16 protein-coding genes and 3 pseudogenes are annotated in these 23310 nt (G+C 44.9%); 2 read left to right on the forward strand and 17 right to left on the reverse strand.

All coding sequences use genetic code 11. The features are described 5' to 3' along the window. Positions 1-32: 32 nt before the first annotated feature. From MHH46_RS31480 to MHH46_RS31490, 3 genes are all read right to left on the reverse strand, one after another. Positions 33-467 (reverse strand): MarR family winged helix-turn-helix transcriptional regulator, encoded by a 435-nt coding sequence (locus MHH46_RS31480; RefSeq protein ID WP_076181752.1) that lies wholly within the window; start codon positions 465-467, stop codon positions 33-35. 1 nt (position 468) lies between these two features. Beyond that, positions 469-1425 (reverse strand): zinc-binding alcohol dehydrogenase family protein, encoded by a 957-nt coding sequence (locus MHH46_RS31485; RefSeq protein ID WP_076181750.1) that lies wholly within the window; start codon positions 1423-1425, stop codon positions 469-471. 172 nt (positions 1426-1597) lie between these two features. Beyond that, positions 1598-4501, reverse strand: a complete 2904-nt coding sequence (locus MHH46_RS31490; protein ID WP_076191504.1) for an S-layer homology domain-containing protein — start codon at positions 4499-4501, stop codon at positions 1598-1600. Positions 4502-4817: 316 nt separating this feature from the next. Here MHH46_RS31490 and MHH46_RS31495 point away from each other — a divergent pair, with 316 nt between their 5' ends. Then, the gene (locus tag MHH46_RS31495; protein ID WP_076191502.1) at positions 4818-5288 is read left to right on the forward strand and encodes a pyridoxamine 5'-phosphate oxidase family protein; all 471 of its coding nucleotides are present in this window, start codon (positions 4818-4820) and stop codon (positions 5286-5288) included. Positions 5289-5386: 98 nt separating this feature from the next. Here MHH46_RS31495 and MHH46_RS31500 read toward each other — a convergent pair whose 3' ends face one another. From MHH46_RS31500 to MHH46_RS31540, 9 genes and pseudogenes are all read right to left on the reverse strand, one after another. Next, complete coding sequence (locus MHH46_RS31500) at positions 5387-5947, reverse strand: hypothetical protein (protein WP_076191499.1); 561 nt, start codon at positions 5945-5947, stop codon at positions 5387-5389. Between the two features lie 51 nt (positions 5948-5998). Continuing rightward, positions 5999-8590, reverse strand: a complete 2592-nt coding sequence (locus MHH46_RS31505) for an FtsX-like permease family protein (RefSeq protein WP_076191496.1) — start codon at positions 8588-8590, stop codon at positions 5999-6001. Beyond that, positions 8587-9173, reverse strand: a pseudogene (locus tag MHH46_RS31510) (ABC transporter ATP-binding protein). The gene MHH46_RS31505 and the pseudogene MHH46_RS31510 overlap by 4 nt, the downstream one beginning before the upstream one ends. A gap of 18 nt (positions 9174-9191) precedes the next feature. Next, complete coding sequence (locus tag MHH46_RS31515; protein WP_076191493.1) at positions 9192-10130, reverse strand: VanZ family protein; 939 nt, start codon at positions 10128-10130, stop codon at positions 9192-9194. A 101-nt stretch (positions 10131-10231) separates the two neighbouring features. Then, positions 10232-11070: pseudogene (locus tag MHH46_RS31520) on the reverse strand (sensor histidine kinase); the annotation flags it as partial. Further along, positions 11067-11213: pseudogene (locus MHH46_RS31525) on the reverse strand (DNA-binding response regulator); the annotation flags it as partial. The pseudogenes MHH46_RS31525 and MHH46_RS31520, both read right to left, overlap by 4 nt. A gap of 95 nt (positions 11214-11308) precedes the next feature. Next, positions 11309-13552, reverse strand: coding sequence for a U32 family peptidase (locus MHH46_RS31530; protein ID WP_076191491.1), 2244 nt, complete (start codon positions 13550-13552; stop codon positions 11309-11311). A 553-nt stretch (positions 13553-14105) separates the two neighbouring features. After that, positions 14106-14585: a 23S rRNA (pseudouridine(1915)-N(3))-methyltransferase RlmH gene (gene rlmH, locus MHH46_RS31535; RefSeq protein ID WP_036677839.1), complete on the reverse strand. Its 480-nt coding sequence runs from the start codon at positions 14583-14585 to the stop codon at positions 14106-14108. A gap of 254 nt (positions 14586-14839) precedes the next feature. After that, positions 14840-15190: a helix-turn-helix transcriptional regulator gene (locus MHH46_RS31540; RefSeq protein WP_076181727.1), complete on the reverse strand. Its 351-nt coding sequence runs from the start codon at positions 15188-15190 to the stop codon at positions 14840-14842. A gap of 142 nt (positions 15191-15332) precedes the next feature. On the opposite strand from MHH46_RS31540, the gene MHH46_RS31545 reads away from it, so the two are divergent. Next, positions 15333-16745, forward strand: a complete 1413-nt coding sequence (locus MHH46_RS31545) for an MFS transporter (protein WP_076191488.1) — start codon at positions 15333-15335, stop codon at positions 16743-16745. A gap of 98 nt (positions 16746-16843) precedes the next feature. On the opposite strand, the gene MHH46_RS31550 is transcribed toward MHH46_RS31545, so the two are convergent. The 5 genes from MHH46_RS31550 to MHH46_RS31570 form a co-directional block, all read right to left on the reverse strand. Next, entirely contained in the window at positions 16844-17011 is a 168-nt protein-coding gene (locus MHH46_RS31550) for a CxxH/CxxC protein (protein ID WP_063829780.1), read from the reverse strand. Positions 17012-17242: 231 nt separating this feature from the next. Beyond that, the gene (cydC, locus tag MHH46_RS31555) at positions 17243-18994 is read right to left on the reverse strand and encodes a thiol reductant ABC exporter subunit CydC (RefSeq protein ID WP_076191486.1); all 1752 of its coding nucleotides are present in this window, start codon (positions 18992-18994) and stop codon (positions 17243-17245) included. Continuing rightward, entirely contained in the window at positions 18991-20757 is a 1767-nt protein-coding gene (gene cydD / locus MHH46_RS31560; RefSeq protein ID WP_076191483.1) for a thiol reductant ABC exporter subunit CydD, read from the reverse strand. The genes cydC and cydD overlap by 4 nt, the downstream gene beginning before the upstream one ends. Next, positions 20757-21773 (reverse strand): cytochrome d ubiquinol oxidase subunit II, encoded by a 1017-nt coding sequence (gene cydB / locus MHH46_RS31565; RefSeq protein ID WP_076191480.1) that lies wholly within the window; start codon positions 21771-21773, stop codon positions 20757-20759. Before cydB ends, cydD begins: the two co-directional genes overlap by 1 nt. Further along, positions 21760-23163, reverse strand: a complete 1404-nt coding sequence (locus MHH46_RS31570; RefSeq protein ID WP_076105177.1) for a cytochrome ubiquinol oxidase subunit I — start codon at positions 23161-23163, stop codon at positions 21760-21762. Before MHH46_RS31570 ends, cydB begins: the two co-directional genes overlap by 14 nt. Between the last annotated feature and the right edge of the window lie 147 nt (positions 23164-23310).

Genomic DNA, 23310 nt, shown 5'->3' on the forward strand with positions numbered 1-23310 from the left:
TCGAACTGTGTGTGAACAGTCATAATCTGCAACTAGTCGAATCTTTGCAGCGATTCAAATAAACGCCTTAAGTTATTCAATAAGCTGTTTTTTTCCTCCAGAGTCCAGTCATCCAAAGCTTCATGCAAAATTCGTTCACGGGTGAGGCTAATCATTGTATTGATTTTCTCCCCGCTTTTCGTCAATTCAGACACACGAATGCGGGAATCTGCACTTGATGGATACGTATGAACCAACCCCGCGTTTTCTAACTTATCGATTTGCCGGCTAACACTCGAATAGTTTTTTCCCATCATGGCGGCCAAATCACCAACACTAGTCGGTTGGAGATGCACGATGCCCACAAAGACACGAAAGGTTGCTGCCTCCAAATTTACGCCAGCATTAGCAATCATCTTCTTATCGCGGTCTGGCCTATTGATAATGGAAACTAAATCGATCAGCGCTTTAAAAATATCGTTTTCCATTTTATTTCACCCTTACAACAGGACGAGGCATTAGCGGGGCATTCCAGGCCTCTTCAATATCTTCTAGAGCGAACTCTTTTGTGGTAATTTTTATCTTCCCCTCGGCGGCCATTTCAAAGACACCTCTAACAGCGGATAGCATATCAGCTTTGGAAACACTCTTATCTCCGCTACCTACGAGTTCGATTGTTGATGAGCGTAAAAGAGATGAAGGTAAATGAATGCTTTCTTGGCCAGATGAAGTTCCAATGCTTACAAAACGGGTTGAACGATCCGTTTTCGCCTTAGCAAGAGCTGACATGATGGCGAGTGCGCTGTCGCCCCAAAGATAATCCAATATAACATCAACACCTTCAGCAATAACTGGCATTAGGGCGTTTTCAAACATTTTTTGACCGTTGTCGGCTGTCATATCAAATGCAATGGCCTCATCAGCTTCAAGTGCTTGCAACTTTGATTCGTTGCGTCCTGTTACAATGACCTTCTTGGCCCCCAGACCCTTAGCAATCTGAACTGCTAAACTACCGGATGCACCAGTAGCGCCATTAATCAATACAGTTTGACCGGATTTAAAACCAGCTCGAAATACCAATGCAGCCCATGACGACATAGCAGGGTTGGCGATAGCGGCAGCAGTGAGATCATCAATACCATCTGGTAAACGGACAGTCAGCTTTTCGTTGACGATTGTTTGCTCAGCCAAACTACCATATGGTGCAGTAGGCAGCGCAAAGTAAACACGAGACCCATCTTTCAAAGTTCCTACACCGTCGATACCGGCTACAATTGGAAAGTTATCTTCAGAAGAATAGTGCATACCCATTGAACGGAACTTGCTAACTCGACTCAAGGCTGTGGCCGTAACGTTAATTATAACTAGCCCCTCTGTCCCAACGGGGGAATCAAAATGACCCATTACGGGAATCGTCCCCTTAACCTTTACGATTGCTGCCTTCATATTTACACCCTTCTTCCACCCCATATTATGTGCATATTGCACATAATAAAGTATAACACAAATTATGTGCAATATGCACACTTTATTTGGAATCCATATCCAAACGCACGCCCATTAGCTTATTTCCAAAAGAAACGGCTGGTCAGGTTCCCCTGATCCAGCCGTTTTTTGATTACTTTAATATTACATTATCGATTAGTACCGCCGTATCGTAGATACTATCTCCTTGATCCCAAACATGGAACCGAAGGACAATGGAGCCCTTGCCGGCAAATTGGCTTACATCAAATTGTACATGCTTCCAATTCGTCATGTATGTTGTATGATCCCCGCCGTAGAAATCAATCGCTACTTTGTTCTCTTCAATCCAATAGGCCGTGGATTCATTAATCGATTCAGCCCCGATAATAACAGAATCATTACCATAGACACTGGACGTCACTGTATTGCCGCCATTTATGTGAGAAGTAATGAGGGAAGCCGTATTAATGTATACACTGGAAGTTACCGTTGCTCTGAAGGTGTCATTGAATTTGCTTCCAACGAATTCCTTAGGCTCCTCAGAAATGAAATTGTAATCGAACGATAGGGTTGTTGCACCCGCCGGAACAATGAAACTTTGCTCGATATAACTGTCTGAATTGTAGTCATATCCTCCTTGATCATTGTTTTCATACCCAAGGCCAGTGCTGATAATAGCCATGTAGTTCCCCTCTGTCGGTTTAAGCGGTCCCAGCTTGGAAATCACCCGAACATCGCCGTTTCCATTCCAGCCGGTCCAAGTTCCGTTTTCAAAGGTTCCGTTGATGACCCCTTCGGTCTTAGTGCCAATGCTGCTTCCTTTCATGAAGAATGCTGCCAACCCATCGTTTGCTCCATGGGCAGCTACTGCTGCCTGAAAGGCTTTTTCGGTTGTCATGTTGTCATCGTTTAAAGCGGTAAATACGGATTTAGCAATAGCTTGATCATATGCAAGCTTTACATAATCGGTATATCCATAATAAGTACCAGCACCATTGTTGATGAAGGCATCTGCCATGGAATCGTTGTACGCGCTGCGGCAGCTGCCATTATATACGATGGTATCAGGAAGCATATCATTGTACCTTGTAATAAAAGACGGTGTAATAGCATAATAACCGGATATAATAGCCAATCTTCCCTTTTTCAAGTCCAACTCATAGGTCTTTTTGCTCTCTGTCGTTGCCTTTTCTCCTGTCAGGAACATAACTTGCGGTCCAGCGTATTTGAAATCAATGCCGTATTTATTATGGAGCTTCTGTAGCACTATTTCATCATAATAAGTATCTCCGTGGGTATCCAAGACCACGACGCCATACTGATTCAGCCCTTTAAAGAAATTAACGCCCGCTGCGGTGTCCTTTACTCTTTCCACAAGGAAAGGGTAACTCGACTGGTCGAAGCTGTCATATACAGCGTCATATACAGTCGAAGATGGAAGTGTGCCGGAGAACGGAGAAATTACAGCAACCCGCTGGCTTCCTATGGTGGCTACGGTTTGTTCCACATTTTGCGTTAGCGCCTCAGCCGCCAATGCAGCACTGGACGCAGCCTCTTCTACGGTGCTGCTTAACCCTTTTGTATTCTCAGGAGCTGCGGAGATCCCCCCTAGAATCCCGTTGTCCAGCAAATACCAGATGCTTCCTCCTTCACCCGAAATCCCAGCATGCTCTACTTCTGCTTGGGTTTGGAGCCAAGCCACAGTTTCTTCCTTTGCTTTTTGCAAATTACCATATGAAGTAGCCAGTTGATCAAGCTTACTCTGTGTATTATTTTCAATGATTTCCGTTTGTGCAAGCTGTTCATCCGTAAGATGCTTCATTACAGATAATTTAAAAACTGTGCTGCTTGGCACATCTCCCACAAACGCCTGCAGATTTATGTAACCCTCCGTACTTTCAGTCAATACTGCTTTCCCACTGTGCAGTCCGTCTGCCTCAAGACTGTCTCCATGGGCTTCCAAACCGTCATCGTACAACGAAATGATTTGCGAAATCACTTTGCCGCTGTCATCTACTTGATAGACACTAGCAATTACCGTTCCTGGCGCATTAATCGATGAGCGGAATATAACTTCTGTTGGCTCTTCCACATAAATGGCATCTGAACTCTCCCCCTTCACCACAACCTGGAGAGCATTTGCCGGTGCCGGGGTTGCCGGTGTCGGTGCCGGTGTCGGTGTTGGTGTTGGTGTTGGTGTCACTGGTGCTGGGGTTGCCGGTGCTGGGGTTGCCGGTGCTGGGGTTGCCGATGCTGGCGTTCCCGGACCTGAAGCTCCCGGCGCCGGTGCTGTCACAGATGTCCCGCGGTCAGTTGTTGCCGGGGTGGCAGTCGGTGTTACCTCAGGACTCTTGCCCTTATTAACCTCTTCAGCCAGAAGCTGTTTGGATTTCTCGACATATACTGACTTATTGGTTTTGAACTCATAAGCCAGACGAGCCAGAGCCTGGCGCTCCGCATGCTCTTTCGGTTTGAATTTCAGAGTGCCGTCACTGCCTTGGACCCCGTTGATGAAACCATTTTTGAAGGCAAGGGATACTTGCGCTTTTGCCCATTCGGACACCTCTGAGATATCCGACAGCTTGCTATCAACCGGAAGCTTCTTCGCTGTTTCATCCAATTCGAAAGCTCGGATGAAAAACACGACCAGCTCCTCACGGGTGACATTTGCATTAGGACTGAAGGTGGTGGCCGATGTCCCCTCCGTAATGCCTGCCTTTACCAATGCACCTACATAACCGCGATACCAACTGTTCGCGGCAACGTCTTTAAACGGTGCGGCTTGATCAGCATTTGCTTCTAGCCCCAACGACAGGACTATGATTTTCGCCAGTTCGGCACGTGACATAGCCTTTTTCGGTTTAAAAGAGTTATCTTCATAACCTGAGATTATTCCTGCTTCAGTTAATGATTGAATCTCCTTTTGCGCATAAGAGCCTGTGATGTCTTTGAACTGCGCGGCCTCACCAAACACCATATGTGGCGTAAGAGTGCTTAATAATAGGGCAAACACAATCATCAGACTGAGTTTACGGCGTGCTGCTTGGAATAACATTGTTTCTTCCCCCTTCTTACTCTAAAAATATCAATGAGTCTGTCGTCCTAGTGAGTTCCAAGGATGGCATTTTACACCATTATTCGACAACTTCTTGATTCTACAATAGGACCAGGGTAATTTACAATGTCTATTACATAAAAAAAATAGATATATTTGTAGACTGGAGATTAAATGGCATAAAAAAAAGACCATCGAGTATAAGCTTGGATTGATGGCGATTTAATATTTTATCGTATTATTCTTCACATGCACTAAGATTTTACAATGATAAGCTTAATCATGTATGCCTTATGACACTTTAGGAGGTAATATAATGAGCAAGTACGACGAAGCCATGAAGCTGCTGGAAGAACAAGCGGGTAACAAGGACGGCCTGATCTCACTATCCACCATCGCACTGGAACCGGGGGCTAATGGCAAAAGCCGTCCCTCCGCCCGCATTGTAGACGCCTATTATGAGGACGGTGCGTTCTACACCGTTACTTACGCGACCTCAGGCAAGATGCAGCAGATCGCCCAAAACCCCGAAGTCGCTGTTTGTATCATCGTCGAAAACTTTACGGCCGATGGTATCGGTGAAAACCTGGGCTGGGTATGTGACGAGAAAAACGCGGAGATGATGACAAAGCTGCGCACAATATTCGCCGGGTGGTATAACGAAGCCAATAACGACGAAGATCCTAACACATGCCTGCTGCGCATTCGCCTGACAAAGGGCCTGTGGAATGACGCCCATAAAGGGATCAGAAATGAGATTGATTTTATCAATAAGACGGCAAATTAAGTGGTCTGAGTGATAGAACAGTCAGCAAAAAAGGTTCATCGCAGCAGTCAGCCACGATGAACCTTTTCATAAGAACCAACTAAATGATAACAGCTACATTAGAACTTTATAAAACCCGTAAGGCCTGGGAATTGACTTCCCGGAAATCCCGGAAAACCTGGAAATCCCGGATTTTCACCTTCTCCACCTTCTCCACCTTCTCCGCTTCCTTCGTCAGGCAAGATAAGCTCATAAGTCACATTTTGTGCCGGCACTAAGTTCATAGCATACTCATCAATTTCCGGTGCCCCGTCTAACGCCTTCCATCCAATTCCAGTCACTCCTAATCCCCAGACAGATTTACTTGGAATCATGAATTGTACGCCGAAACGATAGGTTTCCTCATTGATTAGCTTTTCTTCTTGTGTAAATGGATCAATGTAGATAAATTTCACTTTATACACATTTCTATCATAATATAGCTGGAGCGTCCTACTGCCATCTTCACCCCGGCTAATCTTCTTTAACATGATGTCATTAAAAGCTTCGTTCCTGCCAAACAAGCCGTGTAAATTCTTCATTCGCAAGGATACCTCGAAATGCTCGGCAAGCTCCTTGCCCGTTACCGTACCTTTACCGGAGATGATCAGCAGCATGGAGAGCAATCGGTCGACTCGCATGATTGTGTGTGACGTCGGGTAACGTCTCCTCCTCTGGGTGAAGTACGTGAATCATATATTCTCTTGCTTTAATGCATCAATAATATTCTCCTTTTTTACTTTAGCTCCGGAATAAACAACCGCAGAGCTGACAATGACAAATACACACACAATGACAGACAGAATGCTCATCCAGGGCAGGGTGAACCCATAGCTGAATTTGTTCGCAAATGCTTTATAGATCAGAAACATCACGGCGAAACTGACAGGAAGCCCATACAAGAGCGACTTGACCCCATAAAAAACACTCTCATAGTTCAGCATTTTTGCAAACCCCTTTGGCGTCGCGCCTACGGATTTCAGCATCGCGAATTCCCGTTTGCGAAGAGCCAGCCCTGTTGAGATCGTATTAAAGATGTTCGCAACAGAAATCGCAGAGATTAATACGATAAAACCGTAAGAAAAGACGTTCATCAGCAGAATCTGTTGTTCTTCTCTTATTCTGAATTGATATACATTGTAGACATTCAGATTGGTCTCATTCATCGCTTCAATTTCCTGCTGCGTTTTCACCGGTTCCGTGCTTTTCAAATGGAGGTACATCGAAGCGTTAGCCAGCTCCTCGCCGTCTGCCAGCCGATTCATGACGCGTTCCGACACGATCATATTTAACCCGCCTACGCCTACTGGGCTCATCCCCATCGGTGCCTTATCCGTCAATGCGGCAAATATCACTTTATTTGCCTTCGTTTCTTCCCCGCTCGCTTTAATAAAACTCGTTAGCTCGATATGTTGTCCGATATTCGCATATATGGACTTCGTCTGAATATATTTCCCCGTATCTATATCTTTGTAATGAATCGTATCCATCACGATTGCGGCGGGATGATCCAGATCCGTAAGCTGTTCGTAATCTGCGCCAACCGCTCTGGCATAAGCTTGCAGGCTCGAATCATTCATTGCATAGAGCTTAATTTCGTAAGGGTATTTCCCGTCTTGCAGCATACTCTTATCCTGCTTAACCTTCTCTTGCAACTCGTCGGCGATGCTTGCTGCATCGACCCAAGCGTTCCCGACTAACTCATGACTCACGTTGTATTCCGTGACGCCATCCAGAGATACAAGCGATTGCATCAACCGGTCATCTAGTCTTTCGCCATTACTGGACGACACTTCAATATCGTAATTGATGCCTTCCAGCGACAATGCCAGAGATTGTGTCAGGCCAGTCGTGAAAAACGATATCGTCAAAAACAAAACGATGCTGATGACAAGCGAAAAAAGAATAACATGATGTCTTCGTTTGTTCCTTTTTAAGTTTTTCAGCCCGATTTCTGCTTCGATTCCGAAGAGCTTACGAATGATCTTCGACGTCTTCACTGCTTTGGCCGTAAGCTTTACGTCAGTGGTTTGGCGAATCGCGTCCACGGGAGATACCCTAGATGCTTTAACCGCCGGGAGATACGCCGAAACGAAAATCGTCAGCATCGAAACAAGACAAGTAATCAAGAGCAATAACGGCGTGACGATAAGCCTCAGCTTTTCACTAGTCCATAAGGCCCCTTCAATCATTGTGTTCATGAACAAAAAGGCGATTCCGATTCCGGCAAGACCGCATAAGATGCCAATGGGAATGCTGATCAAACCAATGACGATACCTTCAAAAAATACGGAATTTCGCTTCTGCCTTTTCGTCGCCCCCACGCTAGCGAGCATCCCTAAATGGCGGGAACGTTCCGAGACGGATATCGCAAAAGCGTTATAGATGAGTCCAACCGAGCCAATTATAATAGTCCCTATAATGACTGCCGATAATGAGAACATCATGCTGGATGAGGCCCCGCTGCTGGACAAGCCATAATAACGAAGCAAATCGTTATTATATTGGACAGTGTCAATTTGGTTTTTCTCAGCCAGCTTCTCCGCATGTGCGAACAAGAACGGATTGACCCGCTGCAAGACCACCGACGCATCGACCCGATCATCCCCCCCGATGATATGATCATCGACATAGCTAATGATCGTATAAGCCGGGGCCCAAGCCGTTTCCGACACCGGACGTTTAATGAAGCCTACCACCGTATAATCCCTAATTATGCTATGCTGTAATGTCTCGGTCAATGTGCCGTCTTTCCTGCGCAGCGGTTCCGTCTGATCCAGGGGATGATCGCCCCCTTGTTCGAATCGGTCGCCGACGCGAAGCGTTAGACGGTCGCCGATTTCGTACTTCACTTTGCCATTTGTTGCAACAGACTCGGAGATCACAACCTCCTTGTCCGTGTGCGGAAGACGTCCCTTGCTTATTTCAATCTGAAATTGTGTGAACCCTTGCACATCATATTCCTTAATGAACAAGTACGGCTTATTGGAATTTTGTCCCCCTTCTAATGGGGCATACCCAAGGTCTCTTGTGATTGCAACCGTTTTGGTTGCATCATCGCCCTGTATCGCCGCAAGCTGTTTCTTGGTTATATCTTGATACTGAATATGCCACTCCCCTGTATCTGTGATAGTTTGTCTGATCATTAAATCCGCAAAGGAAAAAACAAGCGTAATGACAGCGGTCATCATGGATACCGAAATAATTACGCCAAAAATAGTCACAAGTGTTCGTCTCTTGTTCTGCTTCAGATGCCGGATGGTTAATGTATTGACAATATTCATCGCCTTATCACCTCGTTTTTGGCAATCCTCCCATCTTCAATCGAAATGATTCTGTCGGCTTGCAGGGCGATCCGTTCGTCATGCGTGATTACGATCAGTGTCTGATGATAGGTCTTATTCAGTATTTTCAATAAAACGACGATCTCGCTGCTATTCCTGCTGTCCAGATTCCCGGTGGGTTCGTCGGCCAGCATGATCGCAGGATTGCCGATGATCGCCCTGCCAATCGAGACACGCTGCTGCTGTCCACCGGATAGCTGATTCGGCAGATGGTTTAATCGATGCTGCAAATTCAACGTATTCACAAGATCATCCCGATTTGCCTGCATCTGAAGATGGCCAGCTGCGTTTCGTCCAAGGTATACATATCCGTATCCTGAACATACACTTTCCCGCCAGTCGGTCGATCCACACCGCCCAGCATATGAAGGAGTGTCGATTTCCCCGATCCGGAAGGTCCGATAATTGCGACGAATCCACCTTTTTGGACCGAAAAGGAAACATCATCGAGCGCCTTCACCGCCGATTCGCCTGTGCCGTATATTTCGGACAAATTTTCAATTGTTAAAATCTCCATTGCCATCCCTCCTTCCCTAGATGCTCAATTCCAGGTGTATACCATCTCTCTATATCCAACATCCCAAAGGGTTTCATTCCCCTCAATGGTTATCTTAAGCTCATTAGCCCCGGTGAGATAAAGGATCCTCATATCCGGCTCATGGAGCTGATCTTCTGCAGATACAGACAGGAGCTCATGCCCGTCAACGGTAACCTTAATGCTGCCCTGAAAATCCTTATGATCAGGAATTCCATAATTCAAGCTAAGATACAGATCTCCCTTATTGCCTAGCGAATACGTATATGTTTCCTTCTTTTTACCTTCGATGCCATACACATTATATTGGGGTGTCACGTCTTGACCGCCAATCTTAAGACTGTCCTGTTTGGTTCCCGTTAATCGATTTCCGGTACTATCTTCCCATTCGTTTATCGCTACAAAAGGGGCCAACTCTTTGGTGAACACTTGATCAACTACTCCTAAGACCCCCCACACGCCGAGCATTAAGACAGCACTGGCAATTCCCGTAGCAGTGATATTTCTCCAGTAGTTTTTTGTACGGAAGCCAATCTTGTAGGCCCCGAATCCAATAGCAGCGCCCAATGAGTTCTTTATGACGTCGTTCGTGTCAAAGCTGCCGAGGAATGTTAGTGCCTGGATGGTCTCCACCACAAGAATGGACAGGATAAACCCTGTCATGAAGCGAACAAAGCTGGTGCGGTATAACAACGGAAACAGTATGCCAAAAGCTATGAAGGCTGCAATGTTTCCAATACCCACCAAGTCCATCAGTGTCGGATGTAGAAGATCGGAAAGACCCGGCACCCTAAAAAAATCGTCCGGCAAAAAAATAAAGGTGTACTGACTGGTTAGATCTACCTTATCCGCTCTGCCGAAAGCAAAAAACATAAAATAAAGAATAATCAGGGTGTAGCCTATCGTGATAAAAAAAGTAATCTTGCGCTGCTGCTTCATTTGCATGGTTGTACCTCCATCGTTCATCTGATGAATATCATTTTATCTGTCCAAAATGACTTTACAGTGACATTGGAGGTGACAGTTTAGTCACTTATGGAGTGCTGTTAAATCACATGCTTATAAAATTTGATCCGAAACTCTGTACCAGTCCCGCTGTCGCTCGTTACATCAATCACGCCGTTCTGGCTTGCAATGATGCTGTGAGCCATCGCAAGCCCTATACCGATGCTTCCTTCATTAGCATTCTTTCCTTTATAAAAACGTTTGAATATATAAGGCAAATCCTCTTTCGGAATGCCCTCTCCGTTGTCAGCAATAACGATTTCCGTAAATAGCACGTTGTCGGAAAATGTGATGGTAATCGCACCGCCCTCAGGTGTATGCTCCACTCCATTCTTCAAAATATTGATAACCGCTTCAGCAGTCCAATGGAAATCGCCGTCAAAAGAGACGTTGTCATCCCCTGTGATGGAAACGGTCTGTCCCTTAATATCCATCGGAATCATAACCGGCTCCAGTGCATTTAGGATTAGGGTTTTCATGTGTATTCGATCTTTTTTGAACGGGATAGTCCCCCATCCATTTTCGCTAGCTTTAATAAAGATGAAACAAGCCAATCGATCCGTTCAAGTTGAATGCGAATATGATGGGTGAACTCCGTTCTTTTGAGTGGAGGCAGATCAGGGGCGCTTAACAGATCTGCCATGACTGTCATAGAGGTGATCGGTGTTTTGAGTTGATGTGAAATATCGGAGATGGCATCGGTCAGTTGAAGCTTATCCTGCTGCAATAGAGAACGATGCTCGGAGAGCATGCGTGTCACCTTGTAAATATCATTCTTTAAGATGCTAAGCTCACCTTCTTGATTATCGCGAGGGTCAAGGGAGGCCTGGCCGCTGCTAATCTCCCGTAAATAGATGGACAGCTTCTCTAGCTCGTAATAGTGAACTGATCGATGTCTTCGGCGAGCACCTTTCGGGCTGAAGCGGCATTATGGCAGAGAACAGTCCAATAACCCTCTTGCTGCAGCGAATATTCCAGTCCCGACGCGATCGTCTTATCATCTTCAACTAATAATATTTTCATCTGAAGTTCATCCTTATGATTGGATTGAATTGCACCTGTCTCGGATTTACTTATAGTATTCCCCAAGATTTTAGAACATTTAATGAATTCCACGACTACACAATCTCTTTATTAAAATGTCCTCTTGTGTCTGTTTCCTGATTAAAGACAGCATTATTCATAGAGCCATTTAATTTGCCTGACGCCATATTAATGACTTTCACAACCTGCTCTTTTGATTCAACTGTGAAGTTTAATCTGAGCGCCTCGATTCCTTTGATGTTTTGTAGCTCATCTAAAAGATTAAGCGTCTTCCCATTAAGGAGAGTCGTTGTACAATCATTATGGGAAATGATAGGGAACGTTCCGTGCTCATCTTTTAACTCATAGCTCTTCGTTTTGCAAATTCTGCATTGATTCATTTTTTTCATCGGGCAATATTTTGTAAACATCAAAGGAACCTTGCCATATACAATCATTTCCAGTGCAGGATAGCCGTCATTTTCTTCATAATAGGCATTCCTTAAATCTTCAATTTGGCTCTTATTCAATTCATAAGATAAAGTGACTCGTTTTGCACCTAATTTATATAATTCATAGCAACTAGTAGCATTAACAACATTTAGAGAATAGTCCGTAACAAACGGATTCGTTTCTCTGTAGTGATAAATTCCGCCATATCCTCCGATTAGTAGCTGCCCTTCTTTTTCCTTATAACGATTCTGATTTCTTCTAACAACATTTTCATAATAGATTTCCTTAATTCCACAGCTCACGCAAGCATCATACTGCTCCTTAGTCGTTACAGAGGCCGTAAAGTATGGTTTTTCAGGGGCAAAGCTTATTTTTTCTTTTGCTTCCAAAGCCTTGGTTCTTTTCTTCTGGCTGTTAAGCTTTAAGTCATATAAGCCCAGTACAATATCTCTTCTTGCTGCATTTAACAGTTTAGCTGGAATAAAAGCATTGCATTCCTCAAAATCCACATGATTAAGTTCGAATATCGTATCATTTAATCTTGAAAATTGCTTGATTACCTGGTCTTTTGTTGTTGGATTATTAATGGCTTCGCCTAGTATTTCCTCGCTTTCATATGAATAATGACAGCCTAAGCCCTCCGCATCTATGACAAACTTTGAATCTGGACGTGCATATACTCTAATATCGAGGTTAAACCGCTTAAATTCTTTTTCCAGTGATGATTCTAATTCTTTGTTATAGAAATAATCCTTCGTTTTATATACTAAATCTCCCGTAGACATCTTTTCTTTGATTTTGATATAGCAGACATCCTCTGCTTTGTTGATTAATTCGCCCTCTTTATCGTACAGTTTTGCAACCGTTAAATTAACATCTTCATTGTTGTGACTGATTCGAATGGTATCGTTCTGATTTAAAGGACGTGTAAGTGTTATTTCATACCTATCTTTAACAATCTTGCTGATTGTTCCAATTTCATAACCAAAGTGATTAGGTCTTAAAATGTTTGTAATATTTCTCCTATCTTCGTGAAACAAATATCCTTTAGTAAATGTTCGATTGAATGTTTTTTTCAGATTTTCTTTATCTTCTTCGGTTATTTTATGATCTAAGGCCATGCGATATTTGGATACAACATTAGCAACATACGTAGGCACTTTCATTCGGCCTTCTATTTTTAAAGAATCGATTTCTTTTAAATCCTCGATATAGTCGATTGTGTTTAAGTCCTTGGTAGATAGAATATGGTTTTTCCCTAAAGATGTACCTGTTGTCTTATCCATGAGTTCATACTCCTTACGGCATGAACCCACACATCTTCCGCGATTTGCGCTTCGATTACCCATTAATCCTGACATTAGACAGTTTCCCGAGTAAGATACACATAAAGCACCGTGAACGAAAATTTCTAAAGGTATCTCAGCTTTTCTTTTGATCTCTTTTACTTTTTCAATCTCAACCTCACGGGACAGAACAACTCTTTTGGCACCAAGTTCTTTTAATAATAAAGTTCCGTCTAAATCGTCTATTCCCATTTGAGTTGAACAATGTGCTTCCATATCAAGAAAGTTTTTAACGATATAATCGAACGCAGTCAGATCCTGGACGATAATGCCATCCACACCGATTTCATTTAATTCGTGTATCTGCTCTTTCATCTCTTCAACTTCATTTTCAAAAACGATGGTATTCATTGCAACATAGATTTTAACGTTCCTCAGGTGCGCATACGTAACAGCCTCTTTTAACGTTTCTAAATCAAAATTAGACGAGTATGCACGTGCACCAAATTTTTGCATTCCTAAGTATATTGCATCACAACCATTAGATATTGCAGCTTTTAAAGCTTCCATATTTCCTGCTGGAGCTAATAATTCAGACATTTTTTCCTCCTATGACCCATAAATTGTACGTTAGTTAAAGCGACATTTCTTTATTAAAGATATTTTTTGTTACGCCTCAAACTTCAGACTATTTCCATTAATCATAAAATAAGAAATATACTTAAGCTACAGCAAAACGCACAAGCCAATGGCTTGTGCGCTTGTTTTAAATGGCCTCATTTGCTCTGAGGGACGTATCTCATTATAATTCTTTAAGTACATTTTTTGCCACGCGCATCTCCTGAATATCGCTCTCAGCTGAGGTAACCATAAACTCTTCACTCCTCATGTATAGAGAATTATTTGGCTCCTGGAGCCAAAATTGAGCAGGAATTATGGGTGCCTATCATTTCCAAGTAGCAAACATTTAATTTTACATAAGTATGAGCGAGCATCTGGCGCATTGATTAGCAGCCTTAAAAGAGCCTCCACTAAAATCGAAGTGGAGGCCCTTTTTACATTTTTGTTATTTGAATTGTATTGGCTTTCAACCGATATGCTGTGCAGTTCAAGTCATTTAAACTAATATTGAGTTCTGTTCTCCGCTTTACCACTATTTGTGATAAGGTTCCCCCCGATTGATCTTCACCGCGCGATACACCTGCTCCACCAGCACCAGGCGCATGAGCTGATGAGGCAGCGTCATGCGCCCGAAGCTCATGCGCTGCTGCGCGCGGCGCATGACCTCGTCGGAGAGCCCGTGGCTCCCTCCGATGACGAACACGACATGGCTCGTCCCGTAGGTGCCGAGCCGGTCAATTTCTGCGGCAAGCTCTTCCGAGCTCCACAGCTTGCCGTCGATCGCGAGCGCAATGACATGCGCCTCGCTCTTAATCTGCGCGAGGATGCGTTCGCCCTCGCGTCCCTTCACCTGCACGACCTCTGCTTCGCTTAGAGAATCGGGTGCTTTTTCATCTGCCACCTCAATGACCTGAAACTTCAGGTATGGTGTCAGCCGTTTTGCATACTCCGCGATGCCATCGATCAAGTACTTTTCCTTCAACTTTCCTACGCCAATAATTTGAATAAGCATAAGTGCCTCCTGTCATAATCCTCTATAGAAATAGCAAAAGGACGCGCACTGGGCGTCCCTTGTAGTTTTAGTAAGTACCTTCTGTTCTATCACATATTTGGTGGAAAAGAAACGACAATTAAAACGGCCTACTCTTGCGCAGTCCCTAAATGTCCTATTTTTCATGCAATCCCTGGATCTGATCCCACGTATTCCTAGATTGCCTGAATCTAGAATTTCATGTATTCCCCGTCCTCAGCAGGTTCAATCTACTTCTACTTACTCTCCCCCTGCTCCTCCATCACAAAATCCGGTTTCTCCCCAGCTTCATAAGCACTCAATATAGAGTCCAGCAAGCCTGGGAAACGTGCATTAAGATCCTCAGTCCGCAGGGACAACATGCGCTGTGTTCCTTGAACTCGTGTAAAAACAACCCCTGACTCGCGCAAAGTACGGGCATGGTGAGACATGGTGGATTTTGCGATAGGGACGTTGAAGCAGTTGCAAGCCTGTTCTCCATTTAAGTGAATATCCGATACGATATGTAAGCGAATCGGATCGCTGAGTGCATACAATACGGAGGCAAGCTGAATGTCCTTGCGGTCCGGATGAAATAGTATTTTCACGGATGATTATCCCCTTTTGTCGTACGATGAATGCGAAAAAAATATTGGTGTTCCTAATTGCATTTTATATCAACGCATGCTATATTTCAATTGTTCGTAAGTAATCGAACTATTAAACAATAATAAAAGGAGTGCTTCGCACATGACTTCTGTAAATAACCTCTCCGCGAATGCGGATCATGAAGCCTCCGTTCCGGAAGCGCCTCTTCCACGAGAAGGCCTGCTGACCCTGCTGTTCAGTGTCGCTGTGGTTCTCGTCATCATGAATACGGCTATGTTCAATCTGGCGCTGCCTGATGTGACCGAAGCCTTTGGGATTACGGCTGCGTCCGCTTCTTGGATTGTCACCGGGTATTCCATTATGTTCTCGATTGCCTCAATCACGTACAGCCGTCTTTCTGATTTTCTGCCGATTCGCCGTCTGTTGGTTATAGGCTTGTTGACGCTGGGCCTCGCGGCTGTTGCCGGCTTTTTCAGCACCAACTTTATCTTCCTGCTTATCGTTCGCATTCTCCAGGCCTCGGGCGCGGGCGCGGTAATGTCCTTATCTCTTGTCCTGTTTACCCGCTATATCCCGCAAGCCCGCCGCGGCAAAGCAATGGCGACAATTATGTCAGCCGTCTCGCTGGGTCTAGGGCTTGGGCCGGTCGCGGGCGGAGCCATCGTCGAATATCTCGGTTGGATTTGGTTATTCTCTGTAACGGCAGCTATTCTGCTTCTAGTGCCGCTGTTCCTTATTCTGCTGCCCAAAGAAGTACCCACCCGTGGCTCCTTTGATGTGCTTGGCGGGCTGTTCTTGGGCGTCGGCACGACCGGGCTGCTGCTGTTCCTGACCAGCGGGCTGTGGATTGCCTTGATCGCCGGAATTGTCGCAATTGCTTTATTTGTTGGCCGTATCCGCAGCACACCTGATCCATTCGTGATGCCGGAGCTTTTCCGTAACCGCTCATATCTCGTGTTGGCTCTGATCGGAGTTGCCTCCTACCTGTGCAGCTTTGCCACGTTATTCCTGCTGCCGCAGATTTTGACTCACCGTTTCGGCTTCAGCGCAAGCCATGCCGGGCTTGTGATCTTTCCGGGTTCGCTGCTCGCCATCTTTGTCTCCCGCTCCGTGGGACGAATCATTGACCGTTATGGCAATGCGGGGATTTTACGTTTTGCACCATTGCTCGTATTGACCGCTACCATCCTATTCGCTTTCTTTGCTGGGCGGTCATGGATTGCCGTCATGTTCATCTATATGATTATGAGTCTGGCCTTCACGACACTGTCCAGTAGTGTATCCAATGAAATCTCTCGGATTCTGCCTTCTTCGCAAATCAGCTCTGGGATGGGCCTGTTCCAGCTGCTGCAATTCTTTAGCGGCGCCTTCAGCGTAGCTATGGCCGCAAGCGCTCTGGAATGGCAGCGCGGACTGCCGCTTTCTGCAGCCTACTCCAATATCTACTGGGGACTCTCTATTGCAGCATTGATCGCCATCATCTCAGCTATTCTCTACCGCCGAGGCAACCGAAGCAGCTCGCTGACCGACATAGTAGATGCAGCAGATGCATAAGACCTAATCGGCTAACACATATATTATTTCATGCAAAAAAACACCCTGCGGCCCATTTCCGGGACTGCAAGGTGTTTTTAATAAATTTTAACAGTCCTTTAGACCACTAAATATTCCGCATTCTTCTCACATTCCGCACATTTGGCCGGCGGGTCCCAGTCCGAGAACTCGGTCTCCTTCAAGTCCACAATATCAGGTGCATCCTCATACTCGTCCACAAATTTGTCGATGGCTAACTCTACATGTTCTTTACATACTACATACATTCAACCAAGCATCCCTTTCTGTGCCGCTGCGGCCTAATACTCCTTCTATTGTTCTACCATACTTCCCACGAAAATGGAACTCCTATCTATCCATTCCAGCAATCTGTTCATCCATTGTCTATATTCTTGCCCTACCGAAATAAAAGATTCCTCCCACCCCAAACGGGCAAAAGGAATCTCTTCACTAATATCTCTCTAATTTCTATAAATGTTATCTGCAAACTCTCCATCCTACCCTAGAAACTCCACTGGACGATCCAGCTCATACAATCTGCGGTAACGTGGTTCTTTTTCCATCAGCTCCGCATGGGTTCCATGCATTTCTACCGAGCCATTTTCCATAAAAATCACTTCATCCATCTGCTCCGCACCAACCAAATGATGCGTTACCCAGATCAGAGATTTACCGTCCATAGCTTCAAACATCGTCTGCAAAAGATCACGCTCCGTGCTTGGGTCCAACCCTACGGTCGGTTCGTCAAGAATGACGACAGGTGTATTTTGCAGCAAAATACGAGCTAACGCTATCCGCTGACGCTCTCCACCGGAGAAACGTTGCCCTGCTTCACGGACAAAGGTATTGTATCCATCTGGTAACGAGGAGATCAACGTATCCATTTTGGCTAATGTGCCAGCTTCTTTAATCGCTTGTTCGGAAGCCTTCGGATCACCCATACGAATATTGTTCGCTACTGTAGTATCAAATAAGTGTGGGCTTTGATTTAGCACCGCTATAATAGAAGGAATGTTATCGCCATAGGCAGCAGCCGCGATTCCATTAATCATAGCCGAACCTGCAGAAGGTTGGATAACCCCTTGAATAGCCTTTAACAACGTCGATTTCCCTGCCCCGCTACGGCCGATGATGGCAATTTTTTTGCCTTGTGGGATGTCGAGGCTGAGATCACGAACCGACCAATTATCCTCTGATCCATAGCGGTAACCCACATTTTCGAGCTTGATATGAGCACTTTTTATGGCCTGAGGTAGAACATCGACTACAGATGCCTGTTCGGAAACTATATTCTGCTCTTCTCCGACCACTCCAGACAACCGCTCCAGCGAGTTACGGTACTGCGGGATTTTCTCCACCGCTTCGGATACTGGCAAAAAAGCATCTGCTACAGGAAAAACAACCAAGACAAACGCCGCAATCAACGTACCTGCAATAGCACCATCCGCATACTCCCCGGCGGCCCAATATAACATCGAAAGCACGCCAACCCCAACAACTGCTTGCCCGATGAACGCACGTAGACGCGCCCAGCTGCGCAGCGCTGCATCAGTTTTGGCCACTTTTTTCTCATCTGCTTCATAGGTCTCCACGAACTGGCTTTGCCGTCCACTAATGACCCAATCGCCCATACCGAGAACGGCGTCCGTCAGCTTTTGATAGAGGCGATTACGCTCTACCTTCACTTCACGTTGACGTTTCTGGGTGAACAACAAAGATATAAGCGGCAATACCACGACCAGCACCAAAATATACAAAGCCATTAATAACGCAAAACCGATATCAAAGGTGCCCAACGCAATCACTGCAACCCCGTAGATCAATAAAGCAATAACACTTGGAAATACGGTTCTCAGATATACATTTTGCAAATATTCGATGTCATCAGCTAACATCCCGAGAATATCCCCAGTACGGAAACGCGACGACAGGAACAAGGCCTGTGGCTCCAAAATATTGTACAGGCGCACACGCATTTTAGAAAGAATCCGTAAAATGGTGTCATGCCCAATCAGCCGTTCCACGTAGTGAATGACTGCCCGGCTTGTTCCGAACGTACGTACACCAACAATCGGCACGTAGATCATCAGGATATTTTCGACCGGTGTAGACGCTTTTGAGATCAGAAATCCTGAAGTATACATCAATGAAGAGGCAGTAAAAATCGTCAACGCCCCAAGCACAATAATTAGCACAAAACGCCAAAAATACGACGATACATAGGGAGCAAACCATCCTTCACGTTTCAATGGATTCCCTCCAATTGCGACCCAATCAACTCATAATACGCACCCTTGCGGGCAAGTAACTCCTGATGGGTACCGATTTCTGCCACTTGGCCTTGCTTCATTACTACAATAATGTCCATATCGAGCATCCAGTGCAGGCGATGGGTAGCCAGAAAGACCAGCTTTCCTTCAAAAAGGGGCACCATCGTCTCCTTCAGCTCATATTCCGTTTCAATATCCAGATGCGCCGTTGGCTCGTCTAGAAGCATAATCGGACGGCTGCTAAGCAGTGCCCGGGCTAATGCCACCCGTTGCTCCTGGCCACCGCTGAACGAACGGCCGCCGCCACCAATCATCTCATCTAAGCCATGCGGAAGAGTATCCACCAGCCCCGATAAACCAGTAGCTTTCACTGCCGCGGCAACAGCCTCCATAGAAGCCTCAGGGTAATAAAAACGTATATTATCCGCTAACGTGCCGCTAAAAATATACGGACGCTGCGGGATATACGAGGTCTGTTTTCGCCAAGCCTCATCCGTTAATGCACTAACCGTAGTACCGTTAACCGTGATACTTCCTGAAGTAGGGTGTAAGAAGCCCCCTAATATATCCACTAAAGTAGATTTACCGGCCCCGCTCTCTCCGATAATCCCAATTTTGCTAGCTCCTTTAAATTGCAGGTTCAGCGCTTCCAGCGAAGAAAGCCCTGCTTCCTCATACTTCACGCTAACGTCATTTAATGTGAGCACGCTATTCTCATGCCAAGTGAATATTTGTTCCGATGTTTTTGCTGCAGAACTGACAGATAGATCACCGTTAGGGACGATTACTTCAGCCTTCACCTCATCTTGATCTATAATGCTCTTCATTGCTTCAGCGGCTTCTTTCCCATCCAAAGTAGCATGGAAATCTGAACCTACCAATCTGACAGGCAGGAAATATTCCGGAGCCAAGATTAGAATCGTTAAGCCCGTAACCAATGTCATTTGTTCATTTACAAGCCGCAAACCAAGACTTACCGCTACAGAAGCTACAGACAGCATAGTGAAGAAATCCAGGGCGAACGATGACAAAAAGGCCACTCGCAGCGTACGCATGGTCGCCGAGCGATAACGATCGCTGACAGCAGCAATGCTGTCGCTATGACTACGACTGCGTCCTAGAAATTTTAATGTTTCTAGCCCACGTAATGAGTCTACGAAATGATTAGATAATGTGCGATACGATTTCAATTGCCGATCCATTTGCTTACGGGCCGTCATCCCAATCAAAATCATAAAAACAATAATAATCGGCATAGTTACCGTAAGAATAATCCCGCTCGTAGTGTCCATCGTAAAGACGTAAATAAGCACCAAGATCGGTGTAACAGACATCCCTACCATTCTAGGAATGATCGCTTCCAGATACGTGCGGAATTTAGTTACGCCTTCCAGCACCAGTGTAACAAGATCCCCGGTTCCACGCCCGCCCACCATTCTAGGGCCAAGCTGGAAGAGCTTGTCCATCATTTCCCTCCGCATAGTGCTGCCCGTTGCTTCCGCGAAGCGGTAAGAGACACGGCTCATCAGCATAGCACAAGCATGGCGCACAAGAAATGAAAGAAGGAACAATAGCGCAGTGCCCCATTGTTCCTTCAGAGGTTCTCCCGCAAATAGCGCAGAGATGACTTCTGCCAGCGATTTAGCCAGCAGAAGTATGGACAAGCTTTGCACCAGGGTAAGGAAGCCTACAATCAGAAAGACTGGCTTAATTCCTTTATACCCAAGCAAGTTTTTATCCATTAGTATTCAAGATGCTCCTTCTCGTGAACCCGTTTATGAAAAACAAAGTAACTCCAAATTTGATATCCCAATACGAACGGAAGGATAGTCAGTGCCACAATCGTCATTACCTTCAAAGAGTAATGGCCCGAAGCCGCATTAGTGATCGTCAAATTAAAAGCTTGATCAATTGAACTAATCATAACACGCGGGAACAATCCTACAAAGATAGAAGTTACCGAAAGCGCCATTACCGCTCCTGTCATTCCAAAAGCGTAGCCATCCTTCTTCTTCGTCATGAAGTAACCGGACAGTACAAAGGCGATAACTCCCAGGGCTACAATAATCATAAGAATCGTTCCACGTTGCTCGAAAATATCCGTCATATTATAAGTCATAATCACAAAAGCAGTAAATAAAGCTGCGAGCGGGATTAGCAATTTTTGAGCCAACTTGCGAGCGCGAACCTGTAGATCCCCCACTGTACGCAGTGTTGTGAACATAAGACCATGCACCAGGCACAGAAGGACAACAGTAAGCCCTGCTACTACAGTGTACACATTCACGATATCTGTGAACCCTGCATACATTTGCATATCCCCATCAATAGGCAATCCTTTGATAAAGCTTGCAAATACTACTGCTAAGAGGAATGGTGGAAGGAAGCTGCCAATAAAGATACAAGCATCCCAAGTTCTTTTCCAAGCCAATGAATCACGTTTACCTCTGAATTCAAAAGCGACACCACGCGCTATCAGAGCTAATAAGGCAAATACAAAAGGTATATAGAATCCACTAAACAGCGTTGCATACCACTCGGGGAAAGCCGCAAACATTGCACCCGCAGCTGTGATAAGCCATACCTCATTCCCATCCCAGAAGGGTCCGATCGAGTTAATCAGAACACGGCGCTCTGTATCATTTTTAGCGAGAATTTGTGTTTCCATCCCTACGCCGAAATCGAAACCCTCCAGGAAGAAGAACCCTATAAACAGAACTGCAATCAGCACAAACCACAATTCATTAAGAGATATCATGGGAACCCTCCTCGTTATATGGATCATTCGAATCGCCGTGATCGTTATCCATTGCATAAGGACCTTTTTTAATCACTTTAATAAACAATCCGACCAACACTAATCCTAGAATTAAATAAATCGTTGTAAAAGAAATCACGGAGAACAGAACTTGACCACTTGTAATATTAGGCGACACACTGTCTTCCGTTGTCATCAGTCCGAATACCGTCCATGGCTGACGCCCGAATTCGGTCATAACCCAACCGGCTGTATTCGCAATCGGAGGAAGCAACAAGCCCCATAACATAAACCGCATAAACCAAGTGTTCGGACGGTCCATTTTTTTGCGCCACATTAAGTACATAGCATACATTCCCAATACAATCATTAACGTTCCTGCTAGAACCATGATCCGGAAACTCCAGAATGTCGTACGTACAGGTGGAATATAATCACCGGGGCCATAGGTTTGCTCATACTCCGCTTGCAGCTCAAGCATACCTTTAACTTCACCGGAAAATTTACTGTATGAAAGGAAACTCAGCATATAAGGAATTTGAAATTCTCCAGTACTGATTTGATTCTCTGGATCAATGTTTGCCCATACGGTCCAAGGTGCCGGGTCACCACTCTTACCCCACAGTCCTTCGGAAGCTGCCATTTTCATTGGTTGAGTTTCAACCAAATATTGCGCTTGGGCGTGACCAGCAACAGCTACACCAATAGAAGAAATAATCCCTACGATGGCTGCAATCTGAAAAGACTTCTTAAAGAAAGAAACCTCTTGTTTCTTCAATATTTTATAAGCACTAATACCTGTTACAAGAAAAGCACCTGTTGCATAAGCAGCCAGTACGGTGTGTGGGAATTCAACCAGCAATTGTCCGTTCGTAATAAGCGCGAAGAAATCGTTCATTTCTGCACGTCCATTATTTATCGCAAAACCCACAGGATGCTGCATAAAAGAGTTAGCCGCTAGAATCCAGAATGCAGATAACATCGTACCGAATGCTACCAGCCAGATGGACAGTAAATGTACTCGCTTGGACACTTTATCCCAACCGAATATCCATATCCCAATAAAAGTAGACTCCAGAAAAAAGGCTGCCAATGCCTCAACTGCAAGTGGAGCCCCGAATACATCACCAACAAAACGTGAATAATCGGACCAGTTCATCCCGAACTGAAATTCCTGCAATATCCCTGTAACTACCCCTACTGCAAAATTGATGAGGAATAGCTTTCCCCAGAACTGCGCCATTTTTTTGTACTCTTCATTACCTTTTCTAACGTACATTGTCTCCATGATTGCAATCAAGAGCGCTAGTCCGATTGATACCGGTACAAAGAAATAGTGGAATATTGTCGTCGACGCAAATTGTATACGCGACAGCATTACTGTATCCATATTTGTCCCTTCCTTCTCCCCTTTTCGTTAATTATATTCTGTCAAAAATTTAAACTTCTTTTTGTGATAAATGTCACATAAAGATAGTCATTTAACGGTGAAATTCAAATGATTTGTGACAAAGATCACAATTTAGCATAAAGAAAG

The organism is Paenibacillus sp. FSL H8-0175 (assembly GCF_045040615.1).
Lineage (GTDB): Bacteria > Bacillota > Bacilli > Paenibacillales > Paenibacillaceae > Paenibacillus_AQ > Paenibacillus_AQ odorifer.